At 37.4% G+C, this 24,919-nt stretch carries 18 protein-coding genes; 7 read left to right on the top strand and 11 right to left on the bottom strand.

The window, feature by feature from the left end:
* Positions 1 to 10: 10 nt before the first annotated feature.
* From LF886_RS01840 to LF886_RS01830, 3 genes are all read right to left on the bottom strand, one after another.
* A complete protein-coding gene (locus LF886_RS01840; protein ID WP_109737888.1) occupies positions 11 to 505 on the bottom strand; it encodes a hypothetical protein in 495 nt (164 codons plus the stop codon).
* 283 nt (positions 506 to 788) lie between these two features.
* Positions 789 to 2,192 carry a sensor histidine kinase gene (locus LF886_RS01835; RefSeq protein WP_124533086.1) on the bottom strand — a complete coding sequence of 468 codons (1,404 nt, stop codon included), beginning with the start codon at positions 2,190 to 2,192 and terminating at the stop codon, positions 789 to 791.
* A 3-nt stretch (positions 2,193 to 2,195) separates the two neighbouring features.
* Positions 2,196 to 2,903 carry a response regulator transcription factor gene (locus tag LF886_RS01830; protein ID WP_236852376.1) on the bottom strand — a complete coding sequence of 236 codons (708 nt, stop codon included), beginning with the start codon at positions 2,901 to 2,903 and terminating at the stop codon, positions 2,196 to 2,198.
* Positions 2,904 to 3,157: 254 nt separating this feature from the next.
* Here LF886_RS01830 and LF886_RS01825 point away from each other — a divergent pair, with 254 nt between their 5' ends.
* From LF886_RS01825 to LF886_RS01800, 6 genes are all read left to right on the top strand, one after another.
* On the top strand, positions 3,158 to 3,727 hold the full coding sequence (locus LF886_RS01825; RefSeq protein ID WP_236852375.1) for a helix-turn-helix domain-containing protein: 570 nt from the start codon (positions 3,158 to 3,160) through the stop codon (positions 3,725 to 3,727).
* A gap of 555 nt (positions 3,728 to 4,282) precedes the next feature.
* Positions 4,283 to 7,108: a TonB-dependent receptor gene (locus LF886_RS01820; protein WP_236852374.1), complete on the top strand. Its 2,826-nt coding sequence runs from the start codon at positions 4,283 to 4,285 to the stop codon at positions 7,106 to 7,108.
* A 3-nt stretch (positions 7,109 to 7,111) separates the two neighbouring features.
* Complete coding sequence (locus LF886_RS01815; RefSeq protein ID WP_236852373.1) at positions 7,112 to 8,416, top strand: DUF5690 family protein; 1,305 nt, start codon at positions 7,112 to 7,114, stop codon at positions 8,414 to 8,416.
* Between the two features lie 11 nt (positions 8,417 to 8,427).
* Entirely contained in the window at positions 8,428 to 9,582 is a 1,155-nt protein-coding gene (locus LF886_RS01810; protein WP_236852372.1) for a TIGR03364 family FAD-dependent oxidoreductase, read from the top strand.
* A gap of 7 nt (positions 9,583 to 9,589) precedes the next feature.
* The gene (locus LF886_RS01805; protein ID WP_236852371.1) at positions 9,590 to 10,258 is read left to right on the top strand and encodes an HAD-IA family hydrolase; all 669 of its coding nucleotides are present in this window, start codon (positions 9,590 to 9,592) and stop codon (positions 10,256 to 10,258) included.
* A gap of 402 nt (positions 10,259 to 10,660) precedes the next feature.
* Positions 10,661 to 12,514, top strand: coding sequence for an alkaline phosphatase family protein (locus LF886_RS01800; protein ID WP_236852370.1), 1,854 nt, complete (start codon positions 10,661 to 10,663; stop codon positions 12,512 to 12,514).
* Positions 12,515 to 12,588: 74 nt separating this feature from the next.
* Here the strand turns inward: LF886_RS01800 and LF886_RS01795 are convergent, their stop codons facing one another.
* The 8 genes from LF886_RS01795 to LF886_RS01760 form a co-directional block, all read right to left on the bottom strand.
* Positions 12,589 to 13,074, bottom strand: coding sequence for a GNAT family N-acetyltransferase (locus LF886_RS01795; protein ID WP_236852369.1), 486 nt, complete (start codon positions 13,072 to 13,074; stop codon positions 12,589 to 12,591).
* A gap of 14 nt (positions 13,075 to 13,088) precedes the next feature.
* Positions 13,089 to 14,504, bottom strand: coding sequence for a PLP-dependent aminotransferase family protein (locus tag LF886_RS01790; RefSeq protein WP_236852368.1), 1,416 nt, complete (start codon positions 14,502 to 14,504; stop codon positions 13,089 to 13,091).
* A gap of 39 nt (positions 14,505 to 14,543) precedes the next feature.
* Positions 14,544 to 14,912, bottom strand: a complete 369-nt coding sequence (locus LF886_RS01785; RefSeq protein ID WP_236852367.1) for a hypothetical protein — start codon at positions 14,910 to 14,912, stop codon at positions 14,544 to 14,546.
* A 347-nt stretch (positions 14,913 to 15,259) separates the two neighbouring features.
* On the bottom strand, positions 15,260 to 19,954 hold the full coding sequence (locus LF886_RS01780) for a DNA repair ATPase (protein ID WP_236852366.1): 4,695 nt from the start codon (positions 19,952 to 19,954) through the stop codon (positions 15,260 to 15,262).
* A gap of 141 nt (positions 19,955 to 20,095) precedes the next feature.
* A complete protein-coding gene (locus LF886_RS01775; protein WP_236852365.1) occupies positions 20,096 to 22,117 on the bottom strand; it encodes an SPFH domain-containing protein in 2,022 nt (673 codons plus the stop codon).
* 123 nt (positions 22,118 to 22,240) lie between these two features.
* Positions 22,241 to 22,897: a hypothetical protein gene (locus LF886_RS01770; protein WP_236852364.1), complete on the bottom strand. Its 657-nt coding sequence runs from the start codon at positions 22,895 to 22,897 to the stop codon at positions 22,241 to 22,243.
* A 3-nt stretch (positions 22,898 to 22,900) separates the two neighbouring features.
* Positions 22,901 to 23,602, bottom strand: coding sequence for a PspA/IM30 family protein (locus LF886_RS01765; RefSeq protein ID WP_236852363.1), 702 nt, complete (start codon positions 23,600 to 23,602; stop codon positions 22,901 to 22,903).
* Between the two features lie 19 nt (positions 23,603 to 23,621).
* Positions 23,622 to 24,017, bottom strand: a complete 396-nt coding sequence (locus tag LF886_RS01760) for a molecular chaperone Tir (RefSeq protein WP_103234624.1) — start codon at positions 24,015 to 24,017, stop codon at positions 23,622 to 23,624.
* A 123-nt stretch (positions 24,018 to 24,140) separates the two neighbouring features.
* On the opposite strand from LF886_RS01760, the gene LF886_RS01755 reads away from it, so the two are divergent.
* The gene (locus LF886_RS01755) at positions 24,141 to 24,767 is read left to right on the top strand and encodes a helix-turn-helix domain-containing protein (protein ID WP_236852362.1); all 627 of its coding nucleotides are present in this window, start codon (positions 24,141 to 24,143) and stop codon (positions 24,765 to 24,767) included.
* The last annotated feature ends 152 nt before the right edge of the window (positions 24,768 to 24,919 follow it).

Genomic DNA, 24,919 nt, shown 5'->3' with positions numbered 1-24,919 from the left:
TGTTTAATTTTTAGACCTCTACAAAGATCTCCGCCAGTCTTCCTCTTTCCGGAAGTCTTTCTCTTACTTCAACCGTAATTTCACGAGACTGCAGCTCTTTGCATTTTTTGATATAAGGAATAAGGTCGAATTTCCCTTTTCCTTTGCTTTTGATAGATGGAGAATAATATGCCTCTTCAATATTTTCCGCTTTTACATACTGGTTGAATGTTCTTTGGAAGCTTCCTGTAAAAACATCGCAGATAACTTTATTCACCAGATGAGGGTATTTATTACTGATTATTCCATAGGCATCACAAAACTCTTCAGGTCTGATTTTATTGAAAACCGATGTTTTGGTCGTGAATAAAAGGTCTCTGATAGAATCTCCCGAATCGTATCCGGAAGTCAGAAGGATATTATATTGATTCTGATCTTCTGATGCATCTTTCTCCTTAAGTACTTTTTTCAATATATTCAATGACTCAAGAGAGTAATCTGTCGCAATTAAAATTGTTTTAGCCATGTTCTTTATTATTTTGTATTGTGTTATCTTTTTGATAATACAAAACTAGAACGACCAAATTAGAAGATCTTTGGAATGGAATTAAAATGTGATTAAAGAGATTAAAATGAGATTAGAAAATTGTTAAGGGGGTGTTAACATGGCAAAAAAGCAAAATCGCAAAAGGGCGAATGGCTTATAGAAGTTATTTGCTATAAGATTGTTTTTCAGACTAATAAAAGAAAAAAAAGAGTGTCGTAAGCTGAAAACACCCATAAAGGAAGATCCTTATCTGCCTATTCGCTTATTCCCCTTTCTGCATCATACTATAGAAATTCGGGAAACGCATTTGTACAGTTGTTCCTTGATTTTCGTGTGAACTTACGATCAGTTCGCCATGGTGCATTCTTACGATGTTTCTTGCCAACGGAAGCCCGATTCCGTAGCCTTCATAGTTGTTTGTATTGGAGGCTCTGAAGAATGGGTCGTAGATTTTATTCATTTCTACTTCAGGAATTCCGATACCGTTATCTTTTATAATGATGTAGACATCTGTATTGGTGGCTCCTAAAGAAACTTTTACCTGCTGGAAGTTAGAATATTTACAGCCATTACTGATGATATTGGCAACGGCAAGATGGAGAAGCTGTTCATTTCCCTGTACCTTTAATTTCTTCGGATTATCGGGAAGCATACTGATATCAAGGTAAATATTATTTCTGGAATCAATTCTTCTCAGGGTTTCAATGACATCCCAAAGCAGCTGGTCGATTCTTACTTTATCCATTTTCTGGATCTTTCCGTCAAAACCGGTTTGGGCAATCATTAGTAAAGCTTTGATCTTTTTATCCAGCTTTTCGGCTTCATCCAGAATGATTCCTAGGGTTTCTTTGTATTCGTCAGCTGTTCTACTGATAGAAAGTGCAACGTCTGCCTCTCCCATAATTGATGTAAGAGGAGTTCTCAATTCATGAGATACATTTCCGATCAGGTGATTCTGGGTTTCAAAAGAGGTTTCAATACGGTTGAGCATATCATTGAAGGTATCCACCAATTCATTAAGCTCCTTATTGTCCGCCTGAGCCTCTAGCCTTAAGTGAAGGTTTTCAGAACTGATCTCCTTTACTTTTCCTGTAATTTTTAAGATCGGTCTAAATAAAGTTTTAGACAGATAAAAAGAAAAGATCATACTGAAGAACAGCGAAAGTACAATACAGGTAAGCAGGGTTCTTTTTAAAAAGCCAAGATAATAAACGACGTAATGGTTTTTAGCCGAAGCAATCGCAATATAATCTTTATCATCATACCTGAAGCTCTGACCTATATAATAAAATTCCTCATCATTATAATTGGATTCACCTTGTTTGATAATATTTTTAAAGAAATAATCCGGAATATGAACTTCCTGAGAAATCTTCTTGAAATTGGAATCCGTAGGCACCGCGAAAACGTAGTCTTTTTCCATCGGAAGCTCCTCATCATTCAGACTGCTGAGAACATAGTTTTCCGGAAGATCGAGGTGATCTTTGCTTTTTTCAATCTGAACAATGGTTGCCGTTCTGATCTTTAGCAGTTCATAAAATCTCTGATGTGAAAAATTAACGATTGAAAAGTACACCAAACCACTGAACAGCAAAATGATGGCTGTAAAAACCAACATCAAAAGCACCATCGTTTTGGTCTGATTTGTAATCACTTTATTAAACATACATTATGTTTTTTTCAATACATACCCCATTCCTATTACAGTATGAATTAGTTTGTTATCATCCTGATGATCCAGCTTTTTCCTTAAATAGTTGACGTAAACATCTACTACATTGGTTCCCAGCTCATAGTTTACTCCCCATACCGCATCCAGAATTTCCGCTCTTGAAATTACTTTTTCAGGGTTATTCAGGAAATACAGCAGAAGTTTGTATTCTGTTGATGTCAGAGAAATATCTTCTCCTGCACGGCTCACCTTCTTGGTATAATCATTTACCATCAGGTCTGAAAACTGAAACACATGTTCATTATCAGGCTCCGGTTCAGCGATTTCCTGAGGTCCATTGTTGTTGCTTCTTCTCAACAAAGACTTCACACGCGCTACCAGTTCAATGAATTTAAAAGGTTTTACCAGATAATCGTCTCCTCCACTTTCCAGTCCGAGAACGATATTTTCAGATGTTCCCAAAGCTGTAAGGAATAAAATAGGAACACTCTGATTGGTTTTTCTTATTTCTTTACATACATCCAGACCATTCATTTCCGGAAGCATAATGTCCAAAATTACCAGATCGAAATCATTGGCCTGCACCAATTGCACTCCTGTACGACCATCAAAAGCCACAGAAATTTCATATCCATTTTCCTGAAGTCCTTTTTTGATAAAAGAAACTACACTGGTTTCGTCTTCGATAAGAATAATTTTTTTCATAGATGAAATAAGGAGTTTTACAAAAATAGGGAAATTTTCTTGGGATGGGCAAAAAGGGAAATTAGCGATTCAATTCTTTTCAAAAGAAAACCTGCCTTGTTGTTCTTTCACATCATTGGCCTCCTTCAGCTTTTCATCCTCTATAATAATTTTCAATGAATTGATTCCCGCCCTTGTCCAAACTCTATAGAATAATATTACCTTTGCTTTTAATAGAATGACGAAAAAATAATTCAGGTTAAATTGCACAGCGTATGAACGACTTTTTAATAGGTATCGGTAAGAGATTAAAGGATATTAGAAAAAAGAATAATTTAACCATCAACGAACTGGCTTTCAAAGCGAATGTGAGTAACGGTCTTGTTTCTAGGATTGAAAATGGAAGAACAATTCCTTCGCTCCCTGTTTTACTGGATCTGATTCAGTCTCTTGAGATTGATGCCAGTTATTTTTTCGAAGGAGTGGAGAAAAAGTCCCATGCCAAGTTCATTTATGTTCCGAAAGAAAGCCAGCAAACCATAGAAAAAGAAGTAGAGGCTGAAGGATTCAAGTATATGCATATCTTCAGCAAAAGCCTTCATTCTTTGGGTTTTGAAGCGGTATTATTGACTCTTGAACCTCATTCTAAAAGAGAAAAGGTAATTACAGATGCCTGGGAATTCAAATATATCCTGAAAGGAGAAGTAAAGTATCTAATTGATAATGAGGAGATCATCTTAAAAGAAGGTGATTCTTTATATTTCAACGGAAAGTTTCCTCACGTTCCGGTAAGCATCAGCGATGAAAGCTGCGTGATGCTTGTTCTTTATTTTTATACTGCTTAACTGCGTTCTTTTTTAACGCAAAGTTTTTATCTAGCAAACCCACGACCTTTAAGAGAGCAAAGAATGGAATCAATTTCATTGATTCTTTCTAAGCGTATACCTAATAATTACACTTCATTAACGACAACGTCGCAACCTTTGCTTCCTTAAAACATATCCGTTGACTTATTAAACTTTGCGTTTAAATAATAATCACTTTTTTATCTATTTTTCCTATCATTCTTCTATTTCCAATTTCTATTCAAATATAAAAGTTTACAAATATGCAACTTTTACTTTTCCATTTTCTTCCAAGATGAACGAAATATTAACCAAAACAGGCTTGTTTTCGGAAGATTTCTATTCCTTTTATTTTTAGTAAACATTTGCGAAAAGTATTGAAATAGTGAATTTAAACTTTCTTTCAACCTGTTTTCAAAGGCTGGCATTAATGGGTTTAAAAGTAAAATAGGCGTAACAAATAGCACTTATTTGTTAAATAATACTTAACACAAAATATTTATATATATTAAAATTATTGGCGTGATTTGCATAAAAAATTTAATATATGTAAAAATGAAAACAAATTTAGAGAAATTACTTACCCTTGTTTTTGTCTGTTTCATAGTCTTTATTTCAGCGCAGAAACAATTAATTATAGGAACGGTTCTTGACGACAGCCAGCCTCTCCCCGGGGCAACAGTCAAAATAAAAGGCTTATCTAAGAATATAGCGACTGATATTGAAGGAAAATTTACCATTAACGATATCAAAGAAGGTCAATATATTTTACAAATCAGCTATATCGGTTATGAATCTACAGACATCAATATTGATCTGAAATCAGAGCAAACGGTAGATTTGGGAATCATCAAACTTTCTCAGCCGCGAAAAAACATTGATGAAGTTGTTGTTACCGGAACGTTGAAAAATACGGAAGCAAGAGCTTTAAACCTTCAGAAAAATGCGATCAATATCACCAATGTAATTGCTTCTGATGGGATTGGGAAACTACCGGATAGAAATGCAGCAGAGACGGTACAGCGTGTACAGGGAGTTTCTATCGAAAGAGACCAGGGAGAGGGAAGATTTGTTTCTCTGAGAGGACTTCCGCCATTCTGGGCCTCTACAACCATCAACGGGAACAGACTACCTACTGCTGAAGAAGAAACAACATCCAGAGCAACAGCATTTGACTTCTTTCCTACGGAACTGATCTCTTATGTGCATGTAAATAAGTCTTTTACCCCTGATATGGAAGCTGACGGCATAGGAGGTGGTGTGAATTTTATCACCAAAACGCCGCCTATGAAAACAGAGTTCAAAGCAACGGTAGGAAGCGGATATAATGCTAAGTCTGACAAAGGGGTTTACAACCTTGGATTTTTATATGGCGGAAGAACAAAGGATAAAAAATTCGGGTATCTATTTAATTTTGCCCATTTCATCAGGAATTGGTCTACGGATAATTTTGAAGCGAGAAGAAGTGGTGATGAAGGGGTTTTCAGACTGGAGCTTCGTGATTATAACGGAGTCCGAAAAACAACAGGGATCAATACTGCTTTTGAATATGTATTATCTCCAAAAACCACGTTTTATTTAAAAGGAATGTATGGTACGCTTTCGGATGATGAAACACATTATAAGCACAGAATCCGATTTGACAAATTCAGCAGTGCCAACAATACCGCAAGAGTGGAGCTTCAGAATATCCACAACTTATTGATTACAGAACTTACTTCTGTGTCTTTGGGAGGTATTCATAATTTAAATAAAGGAAAGATCGACTGGGATCTATCTTACTACGACAACAAATTCAAGTATGGAAATATTCCTGACAAACAGAACAATTCTTACTATGCTATTAAATATACTCAATCCGGTGTAGGCATCAATCCTGATTATATTTCAAATCATGGAAACGGGCCGAGAGCCTACTGGAAAGCTGATGGCGGAAAGTTAGATTATAAAAATCCGGATGCTCTTTTCGGTTTCTACAGCGATCCGAACTTTAAAATGGATGCTTCTCAGATGAGATTTACAGATCTTGAATTCTATAAGGTTTTTGTAGAGGAAAAAGATAAGATTGTAGCAGCATTCAACCATGAGATCAATGCTTCTGATAAGCTTACTTTAAAATATGGTTTTAAATACAGGGATAAAGAGCGTAATGCCAGATTCTCTGATATTTTCTACAACTGGAGCAGCGGAACAGCTCCTCTTCTGTCTGATTATTCGCAATATATCACGACACAAGCCAACGGACCGAAATATTTAAGTGAAATGAATGCCCACATCGGCAATACTTTTGGCCCGGTACTTTCTACCACCGGAATGAACCAGTTTTGGTATCAGAATCAGGGAAATTTAAAGATCAATACAGCAGATTCCGAAGCATTGGAATATAATAAAGCATTAGGAAGAAACTTTGATGTGCTTGAAAAACATGCAGATGCTTATGGAATGGCCACGTATAAACTGAACGATAAAATCACCATTTTAGGAGGAATCAGATTATCCAACACCAATACTAAAGTGAAAGGATACAGTGTGAATGATGATGTTCTAACCCCTGTAGAAAATACCAAAAATTACCTGGCAGTGCTTCCGATGATTCATTTGAAATATACGCTGAATGATAAAACCAACCTTCGTTTTGCCGCGACAAGAACTTTTTCAAGACCGAATTTTGGAGATCTGACTCCTGGTGGTACTTATAGTGAAGCGGATAATGAGTTTAAAGGTGGAAATCCAAATCTTAATCCTACGTATTCTTTGAATTTTGACCTGATGGGAGAATATTACTTTTCCAATGTAGGAATTCTGAGTGGCGGCGTTTTCTATAAATCGATTACAGATCCTATTTTCCAGGATTCTTTTATCGGAAATTATAATGGAATGAATGGAGTACAGTTTACGGCTCCCAACAACGGAAAAGCAGCATGGCTGGGAGGTATTGAGCTGGGAATTAATAAAAGATTCGACTTCCTTCCAGGGTTTTTACAGTATTTCGGAGTTCAATTGAATGCCACATTCATGACTTCTGAAATGGAGAAACCTAGCGGAAGAAAGGTAGCTCTGCCGTACCAGGCAAAGGAATTGTATAATGCACAGCTTTTCTTTGAGAAAAAAGGATTCAACGCAAGACTGGCTTATAACTATAAAGGAAAATACGCTGTAGAATATGCTGAAGACGATATCAATGATTCTTATTATGGTAAATACAGCAATCTGGATTTCGGAGGTTCTTATCAATTTACGAAATACCTGACTTTGTATGCAGATGTGAACAATATTCTGAACAAGCCTCTGATCTATCATTTCGGTAAAAATGAAGACCGTCCTGAGCAGGTAGAATATTATGGCGTAAGATTCAATCTTGGAATAAAACTGAACTTCTAAATCATGGCCAGAACCATCAATAAAAAAACATTAGTAACACTGAGGGCAGCTTTTGCCGCTTTCGGTGTTTACTTCTGCATGTACGGGTTCCGAAAACCTTTTACTGTAGCTTCATTTGAGGGACTTGCCTATTTCGGGGTTGATTATAAGATTCTGATTATTATTGCCCAGGCTGTAGGGTATTTCATCTCAAAATTCATCGGAATCAAATTTATTTCCGAACTGAAACCTCAGAAAAGAATTACTTATCTCTTTACTTTCATTGCTATTGCTGAACTTGCCTTATTAGGATTTGCAGTTGTTCCTGCTCCTTACAACATTTTGTTTATGTTTATCAATGGTATTCCGTTGGGAATGATCTGGGGAATTGTCTTCTCCTACATTGAAGGACGCAAAACGACAGAAATTATAGGGTTATTTTTATGTTCAAGCTTTGTGGTTTCTTCAGGTTTTACAAAATCTGTGGGAAAATTTCTGATGGATACTTTCAACATTTCAGAATTCTGGATGCCCTTTGCTGCCGGACTTATTTTCATCATCCCTTTACTGCTTTTCGGACTGCTTTTAAATAAAATCCCGAAGCCTACGGAAGAGGATATTTTGCTTAAAAACAAGAGACAGCCGTTGAATGGAAGAGAAAGAAGAGCACTTATCCAGCAGTTTTTTATTCCTATTGTGTGTATTATATTTCTGTATATCTGTTTAACGGTTTTAAGGGACTTCAGGGATAATTTCAACCGTGAAATCTGGGATGGCCTTCATTTTAGTTTTGACAGCTCTATTTTCACCTTAACGGAAATCCCTATTGCAGTAATGGTACTGCTGATCTTAAGCTTTATGGTAAAAGTAAAGAACAATAAAAAGGCGTTTGCCTACTATCATTATATTCTTTTTGCCGGAATTATTACGGTAGGACTTTCTACCTATCTGTTTCAGCAGGGCTCACTATCCCCTTTTTTATGGATGACCATTTCTGGCTTCGGAATGTATATCTGCTATATTCCTTTCAACGGAATTTATTTTGACCGAATGATTGCAGCATTTGAAATCAAAGGAAATGTAGGTTTTCTGATCTACATTGTAGACTCATTCGGGTACCTTGGAAGTGTCTTGATTCTGTTGTACAAAAACTTCGGATCAGCTCAGACTTCATGGCTTAATTTCTATATCAACTTAAATTATATTATAACAATCGCTGTTTTAATTCTCTCGGTGATTGCTTTTCTGGCTTTCAGAAATAAATCGAAGCCAAAATCAAACTCAAACTCTAATCAATTCATCAATTTCGATACGTCGAAAATTTTATAAATAATAATACAATGACAACAAAATTTGATTTACTCGTTGTAGGAGGTGGAATTTTAGGAACATTCCACGCTTATCATGCGCTGAAGAAAAATCTTAAGGTCGCTTTACTGGAAAGAAATTCTGTTCCTCAGGGTGCCACGGTAAGAAACTTCGGACAGGTAGTGCCTTCCGGAATGGATCTTAAATGGCAGAATTTCGGAAGAGAAAGTCTGGCCATATATAATGAACTTCATGATCAGGCAGATCTTACCATCAGACAAAATGGATCTGTATATATCGCTTCCAATGATGAAGAGCTTCAGCTGATTGAAGAGCTTTATGAAATCAACAGAAACAATGATTATGAATCTGTTTTGCTATCAAAAAACGACTGCATCAAGAAGTTTGACGGGCTTCGTTCCGATTACTGCAAAGGAGGTCTGTTTTTCCCACAGGAACTTTCTGTAGATTCTGCAGATATGATTGTAAAGCTTCATAAGCTGCTTCAGGAAAAAATGGGATTGCAGATTTTCTACAATACAACGGTACTGGAAACCCATGAAGATGATCAGAAATGCACGGCGGTAACAGCAGACGGAACGGAATTCAATGCTTCTAAAATCATTATCTGCGGAGGACACGAATTCAAAACTTTATATCCTAAAGTATTCAATGACAGCGATCTGGAAGTAAGCAAACTTCAGATGCTTCAGACCAAACCGCAGGGAATCTATTCGCTTCAGGGAAATATTCTTACGGGGCTTTCTATCAGAAGATATGAATCTTTCGGTGAATGTGCTTCTTTTCAGAAAATCAAGGCTTTAGAAGATCAAAATTCATTTGAGAAGAAATATGGTGTTCATATTTTATTCAAGCAGGCTCTTGACGGTTCTGTCATCATAGGCGATTCTCATGAATATGCTGATGCTAAAAATGCTGATGATCTTGGATATGATCTCAATATGGAGATTGATGAGTTTATGATTCACGAGGCTAAAAAAATTATTGATCTTCCCACATATGAAATCCAGAGAAGATGGTTTGGAATCTATTCCCAGTGCAAAACAAAAGATCTTTTTGAGCACAGCCCATCTGCCAACATTCATATTGTAACGGGTATCGGTGGAAAAGGAATGACGGGAAGCGGAGGCTTCTCCAAATTTAATATTGAAAAAATCTACGCATAAAATTTAAATGAAAAATATAGAATTACTGGTTCTGGATATGGCCGGAACAACAATTGATGAGGACAATGTAGTATACAAAACGCTTACGAATGCTGTGAACGATTATGGCTATGTGGTAAGCCTGGAAAAGGTATTATCCAGCTGTGCCGGAATGGAAAAACTGGAAGCCATTACAAGTCTTTTAAAGGAAATCAATGGCAATCAAGAGGATGCCCCTGCTATTTTTGAAAATTTTTCTGACCAGCTAAAGGAATCCTATAAAAACCTTGAGGTAAAACCTATTAACGGAACCGAGGATTTTCTTCTAAGCATGAAGTCTCAAAACAAAAAAATCGTTTTGAATACAGGATATACTTCTGAAATCGCTCATCAGCTTTTGAATAAGCTCAACTGGAAAGAAAGCATTCATTTTGATGCTTTGATTACCGCAGATGATGTCTCAGAAAGCCGTCCGAGCCCTGAAATGATTCTTCTTGCGATGAAAAAATTCAATATTACTGAAGCCAATAAGGTTTTAAAGGCAGGAGATTCTGTGATTGATATCGAAGAAGGTAAAAATGCGGGCTGCGGACTAACGGTTGCTGTACTTTCAGGGGCTCAAAGCAGAGAAGAGCTTCAAAAAGCGTCGCCTGATTATATTCTGAATACCATTTCGGAGGCTGAAGGTCTTCTTTAGCATCCTCTTTTTCAACTTATTTTTTTTAATACTTCTTGGCACAAATGTTTTCATGGATACTTCTATTGAAAATGTTTGTGTTTTTTTAACCACCCCGTCAAAAATTCTTTGAATTTTTGCCACCCCTCCAAAGGATGGGAATATAGGACGTTCGATTGAATATTTATTAAAACTAGAAACTTCAAGCAAGCTTTTGTGGACTTTCTATTCACTAAGTCTTTAGCTTACAATAAGTAATGTCATTTTTCTTTTGTGACTTTTGTGGTTAGCATTCAAGCTTTTTTAATTATCAATAAATTAATTTTCAGTTCACACATGTTTACAAATAGTAAACTAATTTTACAATAGTTAAAAATAAATTACTATTTGTAAACTTTTACGATTTAAAAACCCTTTTTCCCCATGAAAACAAAACTATTCTCAATGGCTGTTGTAATGAGCTGTTTCCTTGGAGCTCAGACCAAAAAAGTTCTTTTTATCGGTATTGACGGATGCCGTGCAGATGTAATGATGTCTACCCCCACTCCTAACATCCAAAACCTCATTAGTCAGTCCATCTATTCTATTGACGGGCTTTGCGCTTCCACTACCTGGAGCGGAAACGGATGGAGCACGATGCTTACAGGCGTATGGCATACCAAACACAATGTTCAGGACAATAATTTTACCAATCCGAACTATGTCAATTATCCTGACTTTTTAACAAGAGCAGAAACCTTCAATCCCAGTCTGAAAACGATTTCTCTTGCTCACTGGGCCCCCATCAATGATAAGATTGTACAGAATGCTGATGTAAAAACTAATCTAGCAACAGATCTTGCCGTGAAAAATGCGGCCGTAACCGCTTTGCAGAATGATAATCCTGATATTCTATTCGTAGATTTTGATGATGTAGACCATGCAGGACATTCTTATGGTTTTGCTTCCAGCGTTCCACAATATGTGTCTTCTATTCAGACGACAGATACTTATATAGGAGAAATTGTGGCCGCTATGAAAAACAGGCCTTCCTATAATAATGAAGACTGGCTGGTAGTACTGACCACAGATCATGGAGCCATTGAAAGCTCTCACGGAGGAGGAAACCTTTCAGAAAGAAATATTTTTACGGTGTATTCCAATCCCGGATTTACACCACAGCAGATCAGCAAAACCGTTCTGGAATCTAACAAAACGTTTAATCAGTTGAATTTCCCGGCGGGAACTTATGCAAAACCTGCTAACCAGACTCCTTTTAATTTTGGATCGAATCAGGATTTTACGATTGAATTTTGGGTAAAGCCTAATGAAGCCTACTCCAGTGATCCGGTGATGATCGGGAATAAAAACTGGGCAAACGGAAAAAATAAAGGGATTATCTTCTCAGGATATTCCGGGCAGACTTTCAAGATGAATATTGGTGACGGTACGAACAGAATTGATCTTGTTGGCGGAAAAGTGGAAACCAATAAGTGGAAACATATTGCTGCCAGCTTTGACAGAGATGGTCTTGTAACCCTTTATGAAGATGGTGTTCCTGTAACTTTTGCTAAAATGAATACCATTGGAAATATTGATTCCGGGCTTCCTTTCACATTAAATCAGGATGGAACCAATACCTACGGGATCAATCTTGCCGCTTCTTATAAAGATGTAAGAGTTTGGAAATCTGCTCTTCCCAATGATGTCATCGTGAACTGGGCTAACCAGGATATTACACCTTCGCATCCTTATTATTCTCAGCTATTGGGCAATTGGAGATGTAATGAAACCTCAGGAAATACGTTGACAGATTCAAGTCCAAATGGCAATAACATGACGGTGACAGGTTCTCCAGCCTATAATGCCAATACAGTCAACAATTTTAAAATTTACGATTATACCTCAACAACAAGAGAAACCGACCACTTCCCTACGGTATTGAACTGGCTTTGTATTCCGGTACAATCTTCATGGGGAATTGATGGAATCAACAGAATTCCTGCTTGTATCAACGAGGTTCTGACAACAAAAGAAACGAAGGTAACAACTGATGATTTTAAGGTATATCCAAATCCTGTTTCAACATTCATCGGAATCCAGTACAAGTCTGATGATAAGGAAATTAAAGCAGAAATCATCGATAGTAAAGGGGCTCTTGTTTCTACAACCCGTTTACAGTCTTCGAGAGGATATTACGATGAGAAAATTAGTATTGGAAATATTCCGGCAGGCGTATATTTCATTAAAATCAACGGAAGCAAAAAGTCACTGACCAAGACATTTATCAAGAAATAAAACAGTAAAGCAATTAGATTTAATTTTAATATTAGAACAAGGATATTCCTATCCGAGTTCTAATATTTTTTTTGTTATCTGTTCAGAGTCAGTTCCATTTGCACATCTACACGGTCATAGCCGGCATCTACGATGGGAACATGTACAAAACCTATTTTTTCATAAAGCTTTATGGCCGGAACCAGTACCGAGTTGGTTTCCAGGACTACTTTTTCAGCATTCAGGTTCTTCGCCAGATCGATCAATGTCATTCCCAGTAAATATCCTATTTTTTTACCCTGAGCTTTAGGGCTTACTGCCATCTTGGAAAGCTCAAAAGTAAGAGGCTCATCTTTCGCCTTCACTAATGCACAGGTTCCTACTGCTTCTCCATTCAGCAAAGCAAAAGCAATATATCCTCCTTTATTTAAAATCTGTTCTTCAGGATGATCCAACAGCTTATAATCACTGGCTTCCATCACAAAGAATGTTTTGATCCATTCTTCATTCAAAACTTTGAAAGCTTCTTTATATTCAGGTTGATACCTTATTATGGTCACTTCATTATTCATATCATTCATCTTTTTAAATGGTATTAAATTCTATTTTTAATCATTTTTCCCAGTTTTTCCAGATCATTTTCTACGCGGTCTGTCCATTCCAGGGCGTAATTCAACCGCATACAGTTCTGATACTGATTATATTGTGAAAACATTCTTCCAGGGGCAAAGTTTACCTTCTGGCTGACAGCTTTATCATAAAGATCTTCTGTACAGATTCTCTTGTCCAGTTCCAGCCAAAGCATAAAACCTCCTTTGGGTTCTGAAATTTTGGTATTATCCGGAAAATATTGAGTCACCGACTTCTGAATCTGCAGATAATTAGCATACAGCTTTTTCCTGAATGTCATCAAGTGATGATCATAGCGTCCGTGCGCAAGGAAATCCGCAATCACATCTGAAAACAAGGAAGGTCCACTCACCGTCTGAACCAGTTTCTGGCGGATAATTTTCTCTTTAAACTTTCCGGGTGCCACCCATCCTACTCTAAAACCCGGAGCTAATGTTTTGGAAACAGAGCCTACCCACATTACAATTCCTGCTTCATCATAAAATTTACAAGGCTTCGGTCTTCCTGCTCCGAAATAAATATTTCCGTACACATCATCTTCAACCAAAGGAACATTGTGCTCGGTAAGCATTTTTACCAGCTCTTTTTTGTTCTCATCAGGCATCTGAAATCCCAGCGGATTATTATAGTTCACCACAAAACAACACGCAGAGAGCTTTGGAAGCACCTTTTTCAAGGCATCCAAATCTACTCCTGTAATTGGGTGAGTAGGAATTTCCACAGCTTTCAATCCTAATAACTGAATCGCCTGAAGAATTCCGAAATACACGGGACTTTCTACCGCTACCGAGTCTCCTGGCTGTGTAACTGCCATTAAACAGTTATAAACAGCATTCATCGCACCGGAAGTAATGACCAGATCATCTTCTGTAATTCTCCCCTCCATGACCATCGACCATTTGGCAATTTCCCGACGCAGCACTTCGCTTCCCTGTACGGGTTCGTAATTGGTTCCGCTGTCACTTTTCCTTTTCATCACATCAATCATACATTTCTTCATCTTGGCAACCGGAAGAAGGCTTTTTCCGGGAATACCTAGTGCAAACTGCGTAACATCTGTTCCTCCGATGCTTCCAAATACTTTATCAATCAAATCCTGTGGTGTATTCTTACTTTCCGAAACCTTCATCTGGGTAACGGACGGTAGCGCCAGCTTTCGCTGGGAAGTCTGGCTTACATAATATCCATACTTGGGGCGTGATTCTACCAGGGAGCGGCTTTCCAGTTCCATATAAGCCTGCTTTATCGTATTCAAACTTACGTTATACAATTTCTGAGCACTTCTGAGCGAAGGCAGCCTGTCTCCAAACTGCAGGGTTTCGCTTTTGATCTGCTCTGTAACAGAATTGGCTATTTTAAGGTATAGAACGTCTTTCGGCATGAATACGGTTTTAAGTAAATGTACAATTTTATACGGGCTTTATTCAAGATTCAGCCAGCTGATCATTTGATTGATACTGCTTTTCAATTGTTCCGGATCTCTGAAATTGGGAGTATTATTCTTTTTACAATATCTTTCAGCACTGGAAAAAAAGTTCTCCATTTCTGCTTCTGACATTCTACGTTTATCATAAATTTTAAAAGAGATTTCACCTTTTTCACTCATAATAAGACTGGCAAAAGCAACTACTTTATTTCCGTTTTTAGCCAAAAGAAAAGGAAGTCCGAAATTCTGATCTGCTTTCTTTAAATTCTGTGTCTCCAGAAAAATATTTTTCAGCATCCACATATCTGATATATAAGCTTCAGCATATTGGAATTTTTTCTGATGTTGAACGATGGTTTCCATATTTTCTTCTTTAGCTAAACAAAATTATGGAGTATTTAATTTTGGATACAGATACAGAACTATACAATATTATGGGTACAGAATTTTTTATGTAATCATTTTTACTCTCGCAGATGAAGCAAATTGTGCAGATTTTTCTCATGAAGAACTGGTGGCTGTAAGATTGACAAAAGGATAGAAATACAAAACAGGCTGCTTCTATCTGAAACAGCCTGTTTGATACTCATTAAAGTTTCATGGTTATTGTTCTGCTTTTTTCAAGGCTTCTTTGATCCCTTCCAGCCCATCCCCAAATTGTGCCAGCAGTGCCACAATCTGTGACATCCTGTCGTTTTCTCCTAAACCTTTTAGGGTTTTATTTTTACAAAAGTTTTCTTGATTTCCTCCCAACGCCCCATTTCTTCTTCTGAAATAGCACCTATCAGCTCTTTCAATTTCAGGATATTAGATTCTGCTCCTGTTGTCAGAGTCTGGGATTCGTTCTGATAATGATTCAATACAATCTGAATGACTTCATTCGTTTTCAGGATCGGCTGGATCTGCGCAATAAGCTTATTCATATTACGATAAGATCCCTGCAGTTTGAATGGCGGTTCATTTCTGTAATCATCTGACATGGCAGCAGATGCAATATATTCTTTATTGACCTTTAAAACCATATTTCTTACCATGATGGTATTTTGCAATACTGCTCTGAAATCAGCGATTTCATTTGAACTAAAGTTTCCTTTCAGGTTATCAGCAGGATTATCGGTCATCACACAGTCATACAATTCATAAAGATTCTCCATTCCCGGATGGGTCAATCGGGTCAGATATTTGTTAGACATCAAGGCATTTTCAATAAGACTCAGGTCAAAAAGAGTTGTTTTTGATCCTGATATTTCTCCCAGGTTGTACGTATCTGAACGGTTGGCAAGCATATCCGGGATTTTAAATTTCTCTCCATTCTCGGTATATGGGTTTCCTGCCATTACCAGACAGAATCGCTTGGATCGAAGGTCGTATGTTTTACTTTCCCTATTATAGATCCCTTCAATTTTTCTCTGCCCATCAGCAAGGGAGATGAATTTCTGTAAAAATTCAGGGTTACAGTGCTGGATATCATCAAGATATAACATGACATTATCCCCCATTTCCAGCGCAAGGTTCAGCTTTTCAAGCTCCTGTCTTGCTCCTGCATTTTTGGCTTCTGCCGGATCTGTGGATACGATATCATACCCTAAAGACGGTCCATTTATTTTCATAAATACCAATCCCATACGCTCCGCCATATATTCCATCAGGGTTGTTTTCCCATATCCCGGTGGAGATACGAGAAGAAGCATTCCCATTCTGTCTGTTCTTTTGTCTGAACCTGATGTTCCTAATTGTTTGGCCAGATTGGCTCCAATCAAAGGAAAATAGACATCATTGATCAGTTTATTTCTCACGAATGAGCTTAATACCTGAGTCTTAAAAGTATCTAGTTTGAGTGCTTTTTTCTTTTCGCTTACCCAGTTGTATTTTAATTCCTGTAATTTTTTATACTTTGGAACAGTGTCTGTATTAAAATGGTTCAGGCGGGATACGAATTCAAAATAGTTAAGATGGTATTCTGTGTCCTTTTCAAGAGATCTTAGTTCTTTTATGGCTACTTCAAAAGAGATGCTTTTGATATTTTTGGGATCAAACTTTTGGGTAATGATAAATGCTGTGGTCTCCTTTATGATATTTTGATCCGCTTCGGAATCAAAGGCCCGTAATGCGCTTTCAGCAATATAATAACATGCTGAAGGATACTGATACATAGCCTGTAACTGCGCAATAAACTCAAGATCTCTGCCTTTTTCTTTCAGCTCTTTCAAGAATAATTCATATAAAGCACCTGCTTTTTCTGATATCAGGAAGTTGTCTTTGTCTTCCTGTTTAAGATACAAGGCAGCGCTGATATAATCTGTATCTGCAAAAACGCCATGAGATGATGCAAAAACATTCATTTCCTGTGACAATTCCCTGCTTAAATACTCAAATCCCTGTTTTACAGTAAATGATTGAACAATAATGGCTGCCGCTTCAAACTGTTTAGCATAATATTCTTTTCTTTCATTTTCAAGGAAAAACCAGAAAAGCTGTGCCAATGCCCTCTCCTGTGCCGTGAACCTCATCAGTCCCAGCTCATTGTGCATCTGCTGAAGTTTCATTACAATGCTTTGGGCATCTTTATCATGAATTCCTTTTACCAAACCTTCTCCGAAATGCTCGGCCGTGAATTTTTGTACAGCTTGTTCGTTTTGCTGCTCCGTAGCCACTTCCTTATGGGCAGAAAATACATTCCAGGCAAGATATTCAAATCTTTTTACCTTGTTGTTTTCTGAAACAAATTCCTGATTCCAGACTTCTTTGAATTCTTCTGTCGTGAAGTTCAGGGGTTCATAAAAACTGGTTCCGGTAAGGTGGTAATAATATTGAGCATTTCTCAAAACCAGGGTAAGATCCAGTTTCTGCTGGTTAACCGCAAATTTATAGTCTCCTAATGTAATGATGCTTTCACCATCTGTATAGATCTCTTTTTTATCTTTAAGCTTTCTTACAGCTTCCTGCTGAGAAGTTTTCAAAAGGGTCTGAATCTCTTCCGATTTTGCCGAATCTTCCAGTTCTGCGAGCTGTCTTGAAAGATCTCTTACCTTTTCAACCATCAGATCTGCAGCAAAATAGCCATTAATCTCATTTTCAGAGTCTAAAGATTCTGCTTTGGTCTGTACGGATTTTAGAATTCTCTGTGCGGAATCGAACAGGTTCTGAGTTCTTTTATTTCTTGATTCGGTAAGCTGTACTCTTTTGTTCTGGAAATGTCCGTAGACTTCTTCTCTTTTGGTTTCTATCTGCTGGATAAATTCTTCAAAGTCGATAAATTTCGTCTCCATCTCTTCCAGCTGAATAGAAAGTTTGGTGAGATGATCATCACATTTCTCAGGTGTTTGGGAAAGCTCGAGGAAATTGATCACAGACTGGTCAAATAAGGTAATCTGAGCCTGGAAATCTGAAGCCAGTTCTTTTCCTGAAATTTCTCTTTTTCTTTTGCTGAGTTCCAGCCTTTCCTGATTCAGTCTCGCAAAGATCAGCGATATGTTTTCTATGATCTGAGTAGATTGAGAGGTATCTTCTATTTTAAGATTATTGACAATATCTACCAGTAATTCAAGCTGGCTGGAAAGGATATTGATATTTTCTTCAATTGTTTTTGCATCAATTGCTTTCTGCAGTGCAATGATATCTTCTGAGATCTTTTGAGCTTTTTCTTCATAAGGCAGCAATGCGCCTTCCTGCAAAAGAAAATCCACACAGGCATTTGAAAGTTCCGTATAACGGTCTGCAAGCGATTTATCCAGTAAGTCCAGCAAAGCGGTATCCGCATATTTAAGTTCTCTTGCTCCTGTTACATCTCCTCTTAACGCTCTTATCTGCGAAAGGGCATCAATATATTCTGTCAGCTGTGAATAGTGAAGCCTTTTGGTATCGTCAAGGATTTTTTCACAGGCCTGTTTTATCTTTTCTAAAGCTTCTTCTGTGTTCTTCTTCTGCTCTACTACTTTTTCGTATTCATTGATTGCAGAATGGGCAATCCCTCTGATCTCTTTCAATGGGACATCCAACTTCTGAACTTCATCTTCATTCAGGAAATAATATGTATCCAAAATAAAGGTGGAAAGCTTCACAATATCATCATAAAGACCACTGTATGAATCTTTTTTATTGAGAAGTGTGATCAGTTCCTGGCTTTCTGCCATTACCCGGACTATATCTTTATTTCCGATTTTGTATAATAAACTGTCTGCTTTTTCAATATTGGGAGCCAGTTCTTTGGAAAATGGGGTCTGCCAGATCTGAGCCAGATGGTGTTTGGTTGTTTCAATACTTTCTCTGAGATAGATCAGCTTTCCGTCGTTGAGAAATGTAAACCCACTGCATCTAATGGGTGTTTCTATGGTTTGGGTGATGATATTATAGGAAATCAGCTGATAATTGTTGGTTTTATCATCATAGAAAACATATAAAAAATTCTCACCATTAGGCTCTATAACGGTTTTCAGATAGTAAAGCCTGTTCTCGTCCTGAGAAATAACTTTTAATCCTCCGGTCTGAAGGGCATATCCGTTGGAAAATAATACCCCTTGATTTTCCGGAAGCAAAAGTCCTGAATATCTCAAAGCATCAGCTCTGGAAACCTTTTTTTCTTTGTGGTTATAAATGAAATAACGTTCTGTTTCCTGGTAAGGTTTTATTTTAAACAAAACAAGATTATCCAGATCGCAGAAATGGATCTCTGCATCATCCAGGTTCTGGTCTTTATGGAGTACATCTTCGGAATAAATCCCTTTTCCCGTATCTGTATTGTCTTCTACTTTGATGGTAATATCTCCGCCAATACTTTCTACAAAAACTTTATCTGCTAATGAAATATGCGGATGCTTTCCCGACCGCTGCATATCTCTTGTTGCCTTTGTCCAAACAAAACCATGTTGAGGAGGATAAGATGTTTCTGAAGCACTCCTGGAATTTACGTAAATAAGCTTATTTTCTTTAATAAGCCATTTAAAAGCTTTGATATCCGTCGTACTTTCTGACAGTTGAAAAACCATATACAGATAGTTTTCCGTAAAGGCGAATCTGGCAAAGAATGTATTTCTGTAATATTTGTAAAGGTTTTTGAACTCGTCAATAAACACCTCATCATTGATTAAGATATAGTCCTGAGGTTCAAAACGGTTGTTATTAATTTTATAGATTGAAAAAACATCCGAAATGTTGATTTCTGTCTGAAGCCCAAGGTGTGCATTGGAACCAAATATCAACTGATCGCCCAAAGAATAGATATCTTTTGCAATACACGTGTGATCTGTAGAAATTCTTTCGTTAGCAATAAGAGAAAAATCTACGCCTCCAAATATATTTTTACGGCTCTCGTTGAGCTTCTGAAGCCTCTGAATCAGGTCATTTTTCTGCTCATTCAGACGGTTTTGAATGATTTCGTAGGTTCCGGAATTAAGTTGTTCTGACATCGTTTGTATTTAGGTTGTCGTGACTGCTGATGGACAGCAGATCCTTGTATAAGCTTATGATACTTTGGAAATTTTACCTTATTGAAACCTTATAGGTTTTGAAAACCTATAAGGTTTAAGTATCCCTAAAGTATTGTTGAATTAAACATGGTTATTATTCACCGGTTTGTTTTCCACGCCCAGATGTTTCGCCATATCAAGTGCTCTTTCCAGAATTCCTTTTTCCTGTTGGCTGGCAACTCCGTTCAGCTTAAAGATCAGAGAAGCAATGCTCATGTTTTTGATATCTTCTGAAGAAATCTTGTATTTATCTACCATTCCCATCACTTTTCCAATGATGTTTTCTCCATCACCCAGAAGGCTTTCTTTTACAATCTGTACATTCTCACTGTGGCTGATAAACTTGTCCAGTCCTTTTCCTGCTGAAACCTGACGGATCACGTTATCAAAGAAAGTATTGTCCCCTCCTACGATATCAATTTTTGCAGATTTGAAAGCTTCTGCCAGTACCATAGACTGAGCTTCTGCAATATCTTTCTGAATAGCAATTTGTGCCAATTCCACATCTTTTTCTTTTGCCAGCTGAAGACGGAATTCTTCGTGGTCTTTTCCGGCATCGTTCAGTTTCTTCATCGCTTCTGCCTTTTCGGTGATTCCCGCTGCTTCTGCTAATGCTTTTTCTTTGATCACTTCTGCCTGTGCAATTCCTTCTTTCTTATTGGCATCTGCTTTTTTCTCAATAACAATTGCTTCCACAATCCCTTGTCTTTCTGCAGCATCAGCTTTAGCATGCAGTACCTGAGCTTCTGATAACCCTACTGTTGCTTCTTCTTTTGCTTTAGCATCTGCAATGATTTTACGGGCTTCCGCTTCTTTTTCTGCTGCATCTCTTTTTGCCTGTGCTTCGATGACGTATTTCTGTGCATCTTTTTCTGCTGCCAATCTGCGGGATTCTGCAGCTCTGGTTTCTTCAATCAGCTTTTTCTCTGCTTCCTGAGTGGCAATGGTAATTTCTACCTGCTTGTTTCTTTCTGCGGTTTTGAAAGCTTCAAGATCTTTGATTCCCTGCTGCTCTTCAACTACCGTTTTTTCCATGGTCAAACGCTCACGGATGGCATCCTGAATGCTTTTCTTCTCCAGTTCTATTGCTTTCTCTTTTTCAATCTGAGCAAGAGAAACAACCCTCTCTCTTTCGGTAGCTTCAAGCGCTTTGTCTTTTAATACTCTTTCTGTTTCTACAAGGTCTGCGCGTTCTTTATTTTTAGCAGCAATAACGACCTGACGAAGTTTATTTTCTTCTGCAATCTGCAGTTTTTCTTCCGTTGCAATGCGTACGGTTTCATATCTCAGACGTTCTTCTTCTCCTACTTTTAAGATCTCCGCATTTTCACGGGATTTGATATTGGCTACTTCTCTCTTTTGAGATTCTTCTTTTTCTGCCAATTGTTTTTCCAGTTCCAGAATGGCTTCACGAGCTTCTACATTCTGCTTGGTAATGGTTTTTTCCTCATCACGGCGAACCTGATTGGCTTTGATATTCTGGGTTGCTGTAAGTTCTGTAATTTTTTTAATCCCTTCAGAATCAAGGATGTTATCTTTATCCAGTTTATCAATAGAAGTCTGTTCAAGGTAGTCTATTGCACAGTCGTCCAGTACATATCCGTTAAGGTCTGTTCCAATGATATCAAGAATTTCCTGACGGAATTCGCTTCTGGCTTCGTATAATTCGGTAAAATCAAATTTCTTTCCTACGGTTTTAAGGGCTTCTGAAAATTTTGCCTCAAAAAGCTCTCTCAGGGTCTGGGCATCCGAAGCACGCTGACAACCAATCGTTTGACCCACATTCACAATATCATCTACAGATTTGTTAACGCGGATAAAGAAAGCCACCTGAATATCTGCTCTCATATTGTCTTTACAGATCAGTCCCGCCCTTCCTTCTCTTGATATCTCCAATTTTTTTACTGAAATATCAATAGATTCCATACGGTGAATGATGGGGATGACAATACCGGCATTAAAGAAGACTTTTGTACCTCCATAGCCAGTTCTTAAAATAACGATTCCCTGAACGGTTTTTTTATACATCGATAAAATCCAGAAAATCAATCCGACTGTTGCTACGACAGCAACAATAATTCCAGCAATTAAAGGTAAGTTCATAGTTTTATAAGTTTATAGTTTATATATAGATGTGTTTTTTGTTTAGATATACTGGAAAAGGATTTCCAGAATATAGTTCAGCATGATCAAAAAAATGGTTAACATGGTTATTAGTCTTTATATTTAATATCTCATTGATCGCTGTACATAGTAGAGTCTTTTTTCCGGTTCTTCATCTACAATCATGACACGGGTGCCATGCTCCAGCCTGCTTCCGTCTTTACTTCTCACCATCAGCGTCATAGGGTCGCTTCCGATAAAGACTTCCATCATTCCTATTTTATCATCCTGAATGCTTGATTTTAATCTTCCCTCTCTTCCTAAAAAGGCGTATGATAGCTCGCCTTTATGGTTGATTTCTTTAAAAAAGGGATTCAGGGGCTTTAGAATTATTTTGGTCAGCAGCATTCCTCCAATCATCAATGGAAACAGGATCAGTATACCGGCCCATGTAGGAAGTGGAATAAAATAATTCAGATAAAATGACCCCAGCCAGGTTATCAGCAATGACAACGTAAGAAAATAGGTCACCGGAACGATATCCAGATTAAGAAATTTCAGGAAATGCATCCATGCCGAAGGATCATGATCCGGAGCGTGAAGGTGCCCATGCGGAACGTCTATATCTGTATCAGCATCCAGGTCGGAATGAATTCCTACATCGATATCCAGCCCTGTGAGAATGGTAAAGAGCCAATAGATCACTGAAAGACCAAGAAGGACGGTCAGCACCGTATTCACCGGAGAAAATGCTACATTTAAAAATTCCTGAAAGGTCATATATTAGCCTTTTTTAAGTGTTTCTTTTAATCTGTTTAAAGCTTCTTCAGCTTTTGTATCGTGATTGTTTACAATGGCATCTATTTCTTCATCAATGCTTTTTCCTGATTTTGAAAGATCCGAATAGGCTTCTGCCAGAGCTTCCTGCTGTACAATACGGTCCTTTAGTTTTTCCAGCATGCTTACCGTACTTCCGGTATCCATCTGGGTCATCTTCTGATTGATATCTTTTGTGGCTTCACTTACCTGAACTCTTGCTTTCAGGGTTTTCAATTCATTTTCCCACTTGGCAATGCTCGATTTCAGATGATTGATATTTCCCTGCATTTTTTCGCATTCGTTATACAATTTTTCATGTTCTTTCTGAAGCGTATTGGCTTTTTCCTGTGAAGAAGTCTGCTTTTTCAGGGCTTCTTTGGCAAGACGGTCTGCTTCTGCAGTTTCCACTTCTCCTTTTTCTGCTTTCTGAATGATTACGATAGCTTTATTGTAATAATCTTTAGCTGTCTGTTCTTCTGTCTCCGCTTCATTTTTTTTGCGAATGGCAAGTGCTTTCAACTGAGCAAGTGCTTCAATGCTTTTTCCCAGCTGTTCTTTCATTTCACGGATACCCTCTTCCGTTAAATTGATGGGGTCTTCAAAGCTCTCGATCACAGAATGGATCTCTGCTTTTCCTATTGTTAACAATCTTTTAAAAATGTTCATTTTAAATATCTTTTGTGAATTACTTACTCATTTCAAGCATTTCGGTTGTAAATTCTCCTACAAGGATTCCCAGTGAATTGATAGAGGCCATTACTTCGTTCTGAGCCATATTATCGGTAGGAAGTGTATCTCTGAAAATTACCCGTCTTCCGGTTCCGTCCAGTACAAATGCGCCGTGAACGATATCTCTGTTCTTCTGAAGCAGTCTCAGGAATATTTTTTCGGATGGGTTTTTGATTTCAAAAAGAAACTGTTCCATAATCAGAATAGAGTCTGATATTATAAGGATCATATTTTTTATCCCGTTGGATTCTTTTTCAATGATTAAGATTCTCTGAGCCTCATCCTCCAACGTGATGTTAAACTCATAATCTAACAACCACTCTTTGACCGTACTGAATATTTGATTTCTCATGATGGCTGGTTTAGTGTTTTATTTTTCGTCTACACAAATATAAAATAAAATTTCCAAAATGCAAATATTATTAGCAATTATTTATTTCAGATTCTCTATCTTTGCAAAAAATATTAGACAAAAATGAGCTTCTTCGGAACTAATATTAAGAAAATAAGACAGGTGAAAGGGCTGAGCCAAAAAGCCTTTGCAGACATGTTTGATCTAAACAGAGGAGTCATAAGCTCTTATGAGGAAGGGCGTGCCGAACCCAAAATCGAAACGATATTAAAGGTAGCCCATCATTTTAACCTTAATCTTGATAAATTACTGACAGAGCCTCTACAGGTAAATCAACTGGTAAGTGTATCTGACATAGACCAGCTAATGCTTTTCCCTGAATTGGCTATTCAGAACAGCAAAGAAGTTCAGGCAAAAACGGACAATATTAATCCCAACGCACCAATATTGCAAAAAATATTAGCATCTGTTGACCTTGTCTATGAATTTACTCCTGAAAAACAATTGCTTCCTGAATATCATTATGGAGACGTTTTATTTTTAAATAAAGCAGATCTGAAAAACAATCCTTTATCTAATCTATTGGTATATGCAGACGGCAGCCTGCAATACGGATCTGAAATAAAAACCAAAAATACTGATAATCAGGAGTATTATAAGATTGTAGGATACGTTTCTACTGCAGATAAAAATATTTTCTCAGGTATTTTTGAAAGGCTGGAAAATCTTGAAAATAAGTTCAAAAACTAAATCATCAATTCAACAGCGTTTGAATGGTAAAATTACTGAGATGGCTTCTACCATTAAATTAATCACCAATTATTGAATAATAAAATATTGCAATTGTGTCAAAACCCATATTTAATGTATGTTTTGCACACTTTGATTTTCAGACCTAAAAC

This window comes from Chryseobacterium sp. MEBOG07, from assembly GCF_021869745.1.
Taxonomy (GTDB): Bacteria; Bacteroidota; Bacteroidia; order Flavobacteriales; family Weeksellaceae; genus Chryseobacterium; species Chryseobacterium viscerum.
This window is presented reverse-complemented; position numbering and strand designations above follow the sequence as displayed.

Coding starts and splice junctions, on each gene's coding strand:
- LF886_RS01805 (WP_236852371.1), top strand. CDS start 9,590: ATGAAAAATATAGAATTACTGGTTCTGGATATGGCCGGAACAACAATT.
- LF886_RS01775 (WP_236852365.1), bottom strand. CDS start 22,117: ATGAACTTACCTTTAATTGCTGGAATTATTGTTGCTGTCGTAGCAACA.
- LF886_RS01815 (WP_236852373.1), top strand. CDS start 7,112: ATGGCCAGAACCATCAATAAAAAAACATTAGTAACACTGAGGGCAGCT.
- LF886_RS01835 (WP_124533086.1), bottom strand. CDS start 2,192: ATGTTTAATAAAGTGATTACAAATCAGACCAAAACGATGGTGCTTTTG.
- LF886_RS01825 (WP_236852375.1), top strand. CDS start 3,158: ATGAACGACTTTTTAATAGGTATCGGTAAGAGATTAAAGGATATTAGA.
- LF886_RS01810 (WP_236852372.1), top strand. CDS start 8,428: ATGACAACAAAATTTGATTTACTCGTTGTAGGAGGTGGAATTTTAGGA.
- LF886_RS01760 (WP_103234624.1), bottom strand. CDS start 24,017: ATGAGAAATCAAATATTCAGTACGGTCAAAGAGTGGTTGTTAGATTAT.
- LF886_RS01820 (WP_236852374.1), top strand. CDS start 4,283: ATGAAAACAAATTTAGAGAAATTACTTACCCTTGTTTTTGTCTGTTTC.
- LF886_RS01795 (WP_236852369.1), bottom strand. CDS start 13,074: ATGAATGATATGAATAATGAAGTGACCATAATAAGGTATCAACCTGAA.
- LF886_RS01755 (WP_236852362.1), top strand. CDS start 24,141: ATGAGCTTCTTCGGAACTAATATTAAGAAAATAAGACAGGTGAAAGGG.
- LF886_RS01830 (WP_236852376.1), bottom strand. CDS start 2,903: ATGAAAAAAATTATTCTTATCGAAGACGAAACCAGTGTAGTTTCTTTT.
- LF886_RS01780 (WP_236852366.1), bottom strand. CDS start 19,954: ATGTCAGAACAACTTAATTCCGGAACCTACGAAATCATTCAAAACCGT.
- LF886_RS01800 (WP_236852370.1), top strand. CDS start 10,661: ATGAAAACAAAACTATTCTCAATGGCTGTTGTAATGAGCTGTTTCCTT.
- LF886_RS01840 (WP_109737888.1), bottom strand. CDS start 505: ATGGCTAAAACAATTTTAATTGCGACAGATTACTCTCTTGAGTCATTG.
- LF886_RS01765 (WP_236852363.1), bottom strand. CDS start 23,602: ATGAACATTTTTAAAAGATTGTTAACAATAGGAAAAGCAGAGATCCAT.
- LF886_RS01785 (WP_236852367.1), bottom strand. CDS start 14,912: ATGGAAACCATCGTTCAACATCAGAAAAAATTCCAATATGCTGAAGCT.
- LF886_RS01790 (WP_236852368.1), bottom strand. CDS start 14,504: ATGCCGAAAGACGTTCTATACCTTAAAATAGCCAATTCTGTTACAGAG.
- LF886_RS01770 (WP_236852364.1), bottom strand. CDS start 22,897: ATGACCTTTCAGGAATTTTTAAATGTAGCATTTTCTCCGGTGAATACG.